The following is an 11,474-nucleotide window of genomic DNA, read 5'->3' on the forward strand; positions in this document are numbered from 1 at the left end:
GACGGTGGAAGCCAACGTCGAGGAGATCGTCGAGGCGCTGCGCGGCTCGCTCGTCGAGAACGAGCGGCTGCGGCGGGACAACGAGAGCCTGCGCACCGCCGCGAGTGTCGCCACGGAACCCATCGCGATCATCGGCATGGCCTGCCGTTTCCCCGGTGGTGTCGCCTCCCCGGAGGGGCTGTGGGCGCTGGTCGCCGAGGGCCGCGACGCCATCGGCCCGTTCCCCGGTGACCGTGGCTGGGACCTGAGCACCCTGTACGACCCGGAGCCCGGAAAGCCCGGCAAGAGCTACGTCCGCCACGGCGGTTTCCTGTACGACGCCGCCGACTTCGACCCCGAGTTCTTCGGCATCAGCCCGCGCGAGGCCCTCACCATGGACCCCCAGCAGCGGCTGCTGCTGGAGATCACCTGGGAGGCGGTGGAACGCGCGGGCCTGGACCCGGCATCGCTGCGCGGCAGCCGCACCGGTGTCTTCGCCGGTGCCATGTACCACGACTACGGCATCACCAGCAGCGACGGCAGCCTGGTGTCCGGACGCGTCGCCTACACCCTCGGCTTCGAGGGCCCGGCGGTCACCGTCGACACCGCCTGCTCCTCGTCGCTGGTGGCGTTGCAGTGGGCGGCGCAGGCCCTGCGTACGGGGGAGTGCACCCTGGCGCTGGCCGGGGGCGTCAGCGTGATGGCCACGCCCGAGACGTTCATCGAGTTCAGCGAGCAGCGAGGGCTCTCCCCCGACGGCCGCTGCCGCTCGTTCGCCGCCTCCGCCGACGGCACCGGCTGGGGCGAGGGCGCGGGCGTCCTGCTGCTGGAGAAGCTGTCCGACGCCCGCCGCCACGGCCACCCCGTGCTGGCCGTGGTGCGCGGCTCGGCGGTCAACCAGGACGGCGCGTCCAACGGCTTCAGCGCCCCCAACGGCCCGTCCCAGCGCCGCGTGATCAAGCAGGCGCTGGCCGCGGCCGGGCTGACGCCCGCCGACGTAGACGCCATGGAGGGGCACGGCACCGGGACTTCGCTCGGCGACCCGATCGAGGCGCAGGCCCTGCTCGCCACGTACGGCCGGGAGCGCGATCAGCCACTGTGGCTGGGGTCCATCAAGTCGAACATCGGCCACTCCCAGGCCGCCGCGGGCGTCGCGGGCGTCATCAAGATGGTCGAGGCCATCCGGCACGGCACCCTGCCGAAGACACTGCACATCGACGCCGCGACTCCGGAGGTGGACTGGGACGCCGGGAACGTACGCCTCCTCACCGAGGCCCGCGCCTGGCCCGACACCGGCCGTCCGCGCCGCGCCGCGATCTCCTCGTTCGGAGTCAGCGGCACCAACGCCCACGTGATCATCGAGCAGGCGGACACCGGCCCCGTCTCCGAGCCCCTGCCCGCCGAGCGGCCCGCGGCTCCGGGCGTGCCCGTGCCGCTGCCCCTGTCCGCCCACACCACGGGGGCCCTGCGCGCCCAGGCCCGGCACCTGGCCGACCACCTGCGGGACACACCCGGCCTCGACCCCGTGGACCTGGGCTTCTCCCTCGCCACCAGCCGTGCCGCACTCGCCCGCCGCACTGTCGTGGTCGGCCGCGACCGCGAAGAGATCCTGACCGCGCTGACCGCGCTGGCGGACGACGCGGACGACATGGCCCTCGGTGGCGTTGCCCGGTCCACCGGGCTGACCGCCTTCCTGTTCACCGGGCAGGGCAGCCAGCGCCTCGGCATGGGCCGGGAGCTGCACACGGCGTTCACCGTCTTCGCGCGCGCCTTCGACGAGGTGTGCGCCGCGCTCGACCCGGCGGTGCGCGAGGTGATGTGGGGCGACGAGGAGGCGCTGCACCGCACCGAGTTCACCCAGCCCGCCATCTTCGCCCTCGAAGTGGCGTTGTTCCGGCTGCTGGAATCCTGGGGCGTACGGCCCGACTTCGTCGCCGGCCACTCGATCGGCGAGCTGGCCGCCGCCCATGTGGCCGGGGTGTTCTCGCTGGAGGACGCCGCCGCGCTGGTCACCGCGCGAGCCCGGCTGATGGGGGCGCTGCCGCCCGGCGGCGCGATGGTGGCCGTGGAAGCGACGCGGGACGAGGTGGCGCCGTATCTGACCGAGCGGGTGGACCTCGCCGCCGTCAACGGCCCCACCTCGGTGGTGCTCTCCGGCACCGAGGACGGCGTCGCGGCGGCCGTCGCGGCGGTTGCCGAACGGCTCGGGGCCCGCAGGACGAGGCGCCTGACGGTTTCGCACGCCTTCCACTCGCCCCTGATGGACCCGATGCTGGACGAATTCCGCCGCGTCGCCGAGACCGTCACCTACGCCGAGCCACGCATCCCGGTGATGGCGGACGGCGAGGTGGCCACCGCGGAGCACTGGGTGCGGCACGTCCGTGCCACGGTCCGGTTCGCGGACGCGGTGTCCCGGCTGGAGGCCGAAGGCGTCACCCGATACGTGGAGTTGGGGCCCGACGGCGTACTGACCGCCATGGCCCGGCAGTGCCTCACCACCTCCGCCGACACCGCCGTGCTCGTCCCGGCCCTGCGCCGCCGTGACCCCGAGCCCGTCGCCGTCCTCACGGCCCTCGGCCACCTGCACGGCGCGGGCCTGCGTGTCGACTGGACGGGGGTGTTCGACGGACGGGGCGCCCGGCGCGTCGACCTGCCCACCTACCCCTTCCAGCGCGCCCGCTACTGGCTCGACAAGAGCGGCCGGGGCGGCGACGTCACCTCCGTGGGCCTCGACCGGCCCGATCACCCGCTGCTCGGCGCGATGGTGCGGCTGCCCGGCTCGGACGGCGTGGTGTTCACCGGGCGGCTGGCCACCGGAGCCCACCCCTGGCTGTCCGACCACACCGTGCTCGGCACCGTCCTGCTGCCCGGCACCGCGTACGTGGAACTGGCCGTACGAGCCGGAGACCAGGTGGGATGCCACCGCGTCGAGGAACTCACCCTGGGCGCGCCCCTGATCCTGCCCGAACACGGTGGCGTCCACCTCCAGGTCGCCGTCGACGCGCCCGACGCGTCCGGCCGCCGCCCGGTGGCCGTGTACTCCCGTGCCGACGACGCCCCGATCGACCGCGAATGGATCCGGCACGCCGAAGGGATCCTGGCACCCGACGCCGGTGAACCGTCCGCCGACCTCGCCGCGTGGCCACCGCGCGACGCCGAACCCCTCGCCGCCGAAGGGCTCTACGAACGGCTGGACTACGGGCCCGCGTTCCAGGGACTGCGTACGGCGTGGCGACGCGGCGACGACGTGTTCGCCGACATCGCCCTCCCGGCAGGTGTCGACGCCGGACGCTTCGGCCTCCATCCGGCCCTGCTCGACTCGGCGTTGCACGCGCTCGACCTGGCGGCGGACGACGGTGCGACGGTCCTGCCGTTCTCCTGGTCGGACGTCACCCTGCACACCGAAGGCGCCACCGCCGCCCGGGTCCGCCTGCGCATCCGGGGTGACGACACGGTGTCGCTGGAGCTGGCCGACGCCCTGGGACGGCCCGTCGCCTCGGTCGGCTCGCTGACGCTGCGTCCCGTCACCGCCGACGGGCTCGCCCCGGCCTCGGCCCGGGTCGCGGACGCCCTCTTCCGCGTCGAGTGGGTCCCGGCGACCGGCGGGCGGCCGGTGGGCGACGATGCCGAGGTGGCCGTGCACCACTGCCCGCCGACGACCGGGGACACGCCGTCCGCGGTGCGCGCGGCGGTCGATGGCGCGTTGGAAGCCGTACAGGCGGCGGCCGATCGCGATGCCACCCTCGTCGTGGTCACCAACGGCGCGATCGACGGCTCCGACCTCGGCCACGCCGCCGTCCGGGGGCTGGTGGGCGCCGCCGCGAGCGAGAACCCCGGCCGCGTCGTCCTCGTGGACACCGACACCGTCACCGATATCGATCCCCGCTCCTTCCTGGAGGTGGGCGAGCCCGAACTGAGCGTCCGGGGTGGCGAGGTCCGCGTACCGCGGCTGGCCAGGGTGCCGCTCGGCCCGGACACCCCCGCATGGGACCCGGAACGTACCGTCCTGATCACCGGCGGCACCGGCGCCCTCGGCACCGCCGTCGCCCGCCACCTCGTCACCCGGAACGGGGTCCGGCGCCTGCTGCTGACCAGCCGCCGCGGCCCGGAGGCGCCGGGCGCGGCCGAGCTGATCGAGGAGCTGACCGCGCTGGGCGCCGAGGCCGAGGTGGCGGCGTGCGACGTGGCCGACCGCGACGCCCTGGCCACGCTGCTCGACGGCCGGACCATCGGCGGGGTCGTGCACACGGCGGGCGTGCTGGACGACGGCGTGATCCCGTCGCTGACGCCCGGCCGCGTCGACCACGTGCTGCGCCCGAAGGCGGACGCGGCGTGGCATCTTCACGAACTCACCCGCGACATGGGGTTGACCGCGTTCGTGCTCTTCTCGTCCGTCGCCGGTGTCCTCGGCGCTCCCGGGCAGGGCAACTACGCGGCCGCCAACACGTTCCTGGACGCCCTCGCGCGCCACCGGCACGCGAACGGGCTCCCCGCGCTGTCGCTGGCCTGGGGCCCGTGGGCCGGAGACGGCATGGCGGACGGCCTCGACCAGGGGGGCCTGCGTGCCCTGGCGCAGGAAGAGGGCCTCGCGCTGCTCGATGCCGCAGCCGGTGTGCCGGAACCCGCGCTGGTGTCCGCCCGGTTCGACCCGGCGGCCTTCGACACGCCTCCGCCGCTCCTGCGCGGCCTCGTCCGCGGCCGGTCGCGCCGCGTCGCAAACACCACCGCGTCCGCCACCGAAGCACTACGGCGGCGGCTGGCCGCGCTCACCGACGACGAACGCGCCGCCGAACTCCTCGGACTCGTCCGCTCCCAGGCCGCCACTGTCCTCCGCCTCGCCGGTGCCGAGGCCGTCGACCCCGAACGGGCCTTCCGCGACCTGGGATTCGACTCCCTCACCGCGGTCGAGCTGCGCAACCTCCTGAGCGCCGCCACCGGACTCCGGCTGCCCGCCACTCTCGTCTTCGACTACCCGACCCCCGGCGAGCTGGCCCGGCACCTCCTGGAGGAGCTGTCCGGCGCCGTGGCGAAGGCGGCGGTCGGGCCCGTGGCGACCCGGGCGGACGACGAGCCGATCGCCATCGTCGGGATGGCGTGCCGTTATCCGGGCGGGGTGGACTCGCCCGAGGGGCTGTGGCGGCTGGTGGACGAGGGCGTGGACGCGATCTCGGAGTTTCCGGTCGACCGTGGCTGGGGCGTCGAGGACATCTACGACCCCGAGCCCGGCAAACCGGGCAAGACCTATGTGCGCGACGGCGGGTTCCTGCACGATGCGGCCGAGTTCGACGCGGACTTCTTCGGCATCAGTCCCCGCGAGGCCCGCGACATGGACCCGCAGCAGCGATTGCTGCTGGAGGTGTCGTGGGAGGCGCTGGAGCGCGCAGGGATCGACCCGGGCACGTTGAAGGGCACCCCGACGGGGGTGTTCGCCGGGGTCATGTACCACGACTACTCCGGCGGGACCGGCGGCGGCAGCCTCGTCTCCGGCCGCGTCGCCTACACCCTCGGGCTCGAAGGCCCCGCGGTGACCGTGGACACGGCGTGCTCGTCGTCGCTGGTGGCGATGCACTGGGCGACGCAGGCGCTGCGTTCCGGCGAATGCTCACTCGCCCTCGTCGGCGGCGTGACCGTGATGGGAACGCCGCAGTCCTTCATCGACTTCAGCGAACAACGCGGTCTGGCGACGGACGGCCGTTGCAAGTCCTTCTCGTCCTCCACGGACGGAACCGGATGGGGCGAGGGCGTGGGCATGCTGCTGGTCGAGCGGCTGTCGGACGCCCGCCGCAACGGGCATCCGGTGCTGGCCGTCGTACGGGGGAGCGCCCTCAACCAGGACGGCGCCAGCAACGGCATCTCGGCCCCGAACGGACCCTCCCAACAGCGTGTCATCCGCCAGGCGCTGGCGAACGCGGGCCTGTCGGCGGCCGATGTGGACGCGGTCGAGGCACATGGCACGGGGACGACGCTGGGCGATCCGATCGAGGCGCAGGCGCTGCTGGCGACGTACGGACAGGACCGCCCGGAGCCGCTGTGGCTGGGGTCGATCAAGTCCAACATGGGCCACACCCAGGCCGCGGCCGGGGTGGCGGGCATCATCAAGATGGTGCAGGCGATGCGGCACGGTGTGTTGCCGAGAACCCTGCACGTGGACCAGCCGACGCCGCAGGTGGACTGGTCCGCGGGCAACGTCCGGCTGCTGACCGAGCCGAGGAAGTGGCCGCGCGGCGAGCATCCGCGCCGCGCGGGAGTGTCCTCCTTCGGCATCAGCGGGACGAACGCCCATGTGATCGTGGAGGAAGCCCCGCCGGTCGAGGAGCGCCCCGAGGAGCGCCGTGAACTTCCGGTGGCGCCGATCGTGGTGTCGGCCAAGACGCATGACGCACTCCAAGCCCAGATGGAGCGGATCCGTGCGTTCGCGGAAGACCACGACCAGCTTGATGTGGCGTTTTCGGCGGCGACGGGGCGTGCCGCGCTGGAGCATCGTGCGGTGCTGGTGGGGTCGGAGACGATCAGCGATGTGGCGTCGGGCGGGGGCGGCAAGGTGGCGTTCCTGTTCACCGGGCAGGGGAGTCAACGCCTCGGCATGGGGCGGGAGTTGTATGACACCTTCCCGGTCTTCGCGGCGGCGTTCGACGCGGTGTGTGAGGCGTCGGGGCTGGCGTTGAAGGAGGTGGTGTGGGGTGATGACGAAGCGGCCTTGCAGCGCACGGAGTTCACCCAGCCGGCGATCTTCGCCCTGGAAGTGGCCCTGTTCCGGTTGCTGGAGTCCTGGGGCATCCGCCCGGACTACCTGGCCGGTCACTCCATCGGCGAACTGGCCGCCGCCCATGTCGGGGGAGTGCTGAGTCTGGAAGACGCCGCGCGGTTGATCACGGCGCGAGGACAGCTGATGGGGGCGCTGCCACCCGGTGGGGCCATGGTGGCGATCCAGGCCACGGAGGACGAAGTGGCGCCGCTGCTGGACGGTGCGGTGGGGATCGCCGCGGTCAACGGCCCGTCCTCCGTGGTGATTTCGGGCGCCGAGGACGCCGTGACGGCGGTCGTCGCCCAGTTCAGCGACCGTAAGACGCGCCGCCTCTCCGTCTCGCACGCGTTCCACTCACCCTTGATGGACCCGATGCTGGAGGAGTTCCGCAAGGTCGCGGAGAGCGTGGAGTACCACGCCCCGGCCATCCGTCTGACGAAGGACGTGGCGTCGGCGGAGTACTGGGTGCGGCATGTGCGGGATGCGGTGCGGTTCGCCGATGACGTGCGTGCGTTGCGGGACGAGGGTGTGACGCGGTTCCTGGAGGTGGGGCCGGATGGTGTGCTGACGGCGATGGCGCAGCAGTCCGTCGAGGGCACGATGGCGGCCACGCTGCGCCGGGATCGTCCCGAGGTGGAGGGCGTGTTCGCGGGTGTGGGGCGGTTGTATGCGGTGGGTGTGCCGGTGGACTGGGCCGCGGTGTTCGCGGGGCGCGGTGCCCGGCGCGTCGAGTTGCCCACGTATCCCTTCCAGCGCACACGCTACTGGCTGATCGAGCAGCCCACGGCCCTCGCCGGAGCCGAAACGGTCGACCATCCGCTCCTGGGCGCGAGGGTCGTGCTGCCGGACACCGGCGGGGCCGTGTTCACCGGGCGGCTCTCCCTCGACTCCCACCCCTGGCTCGCCGACCACGATGTGCTGGGCACCCTGCTGCTGCCCGGCACCGGTCTGGTCGAACTCGCGCTGCAAGCCGCCCACGAGACGGGGTGCGAGGCGATCGACGAGCTGACGCTCGAAGCGCCCCTCGTCGTCCCCGAGAAGGGCGGCGTGGCGGTGCGGGTCGTGGTGGGTGGCCCGGACGGCTCCGGCGCGCGCACCCTCGAAATCTACTCGTCCCTCGATGACGAGACGTGGACCCGCAACGCGACCGGTGGCATCGTCGCGTCCGCCACGCCACCGTCGTCCGATCTGAGCGTCTGGCCTCCGGCCGACGCGACGCCGCTACCGGTGGACGGTGCCTATGCCGCCCTGCTCGCCCGCGGCTATGACTACGGTCCGGCCTTCCAGGGGCTCAGGGCGGCCTGGCGGCGTGGCGATGACGTCGTGTTCGCCGAGGTCGCACTTCCGGAAGGGGCGGAGGCGGCCCGGTTCGGTGTGCATCCCGCGCTCCTGGACGCGGCGATGCACGTAGGGCTGATCGAGGACGAGGGTGCCGGGGCGCCGGAGCTGCCGTTCTCCTGGGGCGGCGTCTCGCTCCACCGCGCCGGTGCCTCGGCGCTGCGCGTCCGGCTGTCGCACCGGGACGGGGACGGCGGTACGGAGGTGCTGGTCGCCGACGAGACCGGGGCGCCCGTCCTCTCGGTGGCGAACCTGGCGTCGAGGCCCGTTTCGGCCGAGCAGCTGCGAGCGGGCGGCGACCACCGCGAGTCGCTGTTCGCCCTCACCTGGACCAAGGCGGCCGCCCACCCCGCGCCGGAGACACCCGTCGAGGTGTACGAGGTCCCGCGGGCGGCGGGGGACACCCCCGAGGCCGTACGCGTGGTCCTGGGCGAGGTGCTGGCGCGCCTCCAGGAGTGGCTGGCCGACCACGGCAAGGACGAGGCGAAGCTCGCGGTCGTCACCCGTCGTGCGGTGCCGGTCGAGGGCGAGGACGTCGACCTGGGCCAGGCACCCGTATGGGGTCTGGTCCGGGCGGCCGCGGCGGAGAATCCGGGCCGGTTCCTCCTCCTCGACCTCGATGACGCGGCCACCGTGCCACCCCTGGTCGACGCGCCCGAGATGGCGTTCCGGGGCGGCGAGCTGCTCGTCCCCGAGTTCGCCCGCGTGCCCGCCGCCGCGGTGGACGAGGCCCACGCCCCGTGGGACCGGGCGTCCACGGTGCTGATCACGGGCGGGACCAGTGGCCTCGGCGCCCTGGTGGCCCGCCACCTGGTCACGGCACACGGCGTCCGGCGGCTCGTCCTGACCAGCCGCCGGGGCGAGAACGCGCCGGGCGCGGCGGAACTGCGCGCCGAACTGACCGGCTACGGTGCGCGCGTTGCCATCGAGGCGTGCGATGTGGCCGATCGCTCAGCGCTCGCCGCCGTGCTGGACCGGCATCCGGTCGACGCGGTCGTGCACGCGGCCGGTGTCGTGGACAACGGGCTGGTGCGAGGGCTGACACCGGAGCGCATGGACACGGTCCTGCGGCCCAAGGTGGACGGGGCCTGGAACCTGCACGAGCTGACGGCCGACCGCGATCTGTCGGCGTTCGTGCTGTTCTCCTCGCTCGCCGGGCTCGTGCTGGCCGCCGGGCAGGGCAACTATGCCGCGGCGAACGTGTTCCTGGACGCGCTCGCCCTCCGTCGCCACCAGGCCGGACTGCCGGTGACATCGCTGGCGTTCGGGCTGTGGGAGGCCGACACCGGGCTCGGCGAGCTGGCCGAGGCGGACCGGAAGCGCATGATGCGCATGGGCCTGCCCGCCCTGTCGCAGGAAGAGGGACTGGCGCTGCTGGACGACGCGTTGCGTACGCGGGAGCCGGTGCTGGCGCCGTTCCGCCTGGACACGGCCGCCCTGCGGACACGTCCCGCCGACCGGCTCCCGGGGATGCTGCGCGGCCTGGTGCCCACCTCGCGCCGTCGCGTCGCGGGCCCGGGCGCGGCGGGCGGCGGAGACGGCGGCGCGGGGCTGCGGCGCAGGCTGGCGGCCCTGGCCGACGACGCCGAACGCGACGGCCTGCTGCTGGACCTGGTGCGGACGCAGGTGGCGGCGGTGCTCGGGCACGACGGGGCCGACGCCATCCGGTCCGACCGGGCGTTCAAGGACCTGGGCTTCGACTCGCTCACCGCCGTGGAACTGCGCAACGGCCTGCGCGCGGCGACCGGTCTGAAGCTGCCCGCGACCCTGGTGTTCGACCACCCGACGCCCGCCGCGGTCGCCGACGAGCTGCGCGAACAGCTGGGCGCGGAGCAGGAACCCACCGCATCCCCGCTGGAAGCCGACCTGGCCCGGCTGGAGGCGGCGTTGGCGTCGGCGACACCGGACGAGGAGGCATACGGCCGCGTGGCCGACCGGCTGCGCGCCCTGACGGCCGGATGGCTGGAGACCCACCGGCCGGACGGGGGCGGCGGCGAAGAGACCGAACTCGCCTCGCTCTCGGCCGACGAACTGTTCGACGTCCTCGACGACGAGCTGGACACGAGGTCCGCGCCGTAACCACGCGCCGGACCGGACCATCACCACACCCAGGCACGACACCGAGGCACCACACCGAAGCACCACACTGAGGAGAACGCCCCACATGACCACCGAAACGACCCCGACGGCCCAGCAGGCCGACGAAGCGCTGATCGCGCTGATCTCGCCGCCCTTTCCCGCCGACCCCTTCCCCCTCTACGAGACGCTTCAGTCGGTGAATCGGGTCCACCACGCCGCCGCGCTCGGCGTGTGGGTGATGTCCGGGTACGAGGAGGTCACCGAGTTCTTGCGGCTGCCCGACGTGCAGAGCGGCGCCCGCGCCGCCACCCAGATGCGCGAGGACTGGGCCGACCATCTCTCCCTGCGCATGTACCTGAACTCGATGGTCACCCTCAACCAGCCCGACCACGGCCGTATCCGCGGCCTGGCCGCCCGCGTCTTCACCCCCAACAAGATCAAGAAGATGCAGCCCGCGGTGGAGCGGCTGACGGCCGGACTCATCGACGGACTCATCGAGCGGTCCGACGGCGGCGAGGTGGTCGACCTCGTGGACCTGCTGGCCGTGCCCTTCCCGGTCGCGGTCATCAGCGACATGCTCGGCCTTCCGTACGAGGACGGCAAACACCTCTGGAAGCTGGCCGACGACTGGTCGCACGTCTTCTCCGGCCTCTACACCGAGGAGGACCTGACCCGTGCCGACGCCTCGGCCGAGGAGCTGGCCGGGTACTTCCGTGAGGTGATCAAGAATCGGCGCGCCGCCCCGCGCGACGACCTGATGTCCTCGCTCGTCCAGGAGGCCACCAACGGCCGGCTGGACGAGGACGAGCTGATGGCGCTCATCCTCTTCCTGTTCACCGCGGGCTTCGCGGCCACCACCAACCTCGTCGCCACCGGGGTGCTCGCGCTCCTCGACCACCCCGACGAGCTGAACCGCTGGCGCGCGGACAAGAGCATCACGCCGTCGGCCGTGGAGGAATTACTGCGCCACACCACCCACACCACCGCGGCGAGCCGGGTCACCACACGACCGGTCACCATCGGCGGTGCCGAGATACCCGAGGGGGTTCTCGTCCTGACCCTGCTCGCCGCCGCCAACCGCGACCCGGCCCGGTTCCCGGACCCGCACCGCCTGGACCTGACCCGCGACAACGGCCCCCACCTGAGCTTCAGTGCCGGAGCCCACTACTGCTTCGGCGGCAGCCTCGCGCGCATCGAGGGCGCCGAACTCTTCCCGAAGCTGATCGACACCTTCCCGAAGATCGAGCTGTCCGGCACCCCCGAGCGCCGCGCCGTCATGGGCCTCACCGGCTTCACCACCCTGCCCGTGACCCTCGGCCGCTGAACGGCCCCG

General features: G+C 73.2%; 1 protein-coding gene and 1 pseudogene. Both read left to right on the top strand.

Annotated features, from left to right (window positions below; genetic code table 11):
- Positions 1-4: 4 nt before the first annotated feature.
- Positions 5-10,141 (top strand): annotated as a pseudogene (locus tag HYQ63_RS38025) (SDR family NAD(P)-dependent oxidoreductase); the annotation flags it as partial.
- Between the two features lie 85 nt (positions 10,142-10,226).
- Positions 10,227-11,465 (top strand): cytochrome P450, encoded by a 1,239-nt coding sequence (locus HYQ63_RS38030; RefSeq protein ID WP_257232408.1) that lies wholly within the window; start codon positions 10,227-10,229, stop codon positions 11,463-11,465.
- Positions 11,466-11,474 lie beyond the last annotated feature (9 nt).

It is taken from the genome of Streptomyces sp. Rer75, assembly GCF_013414305.1.
Lineage (GTDB): Bacteria > Actinomycetota > Actinomycetes > Streptomycetales > Streptomycetaceae > Streptomyces > Streptomyces himastatinicus.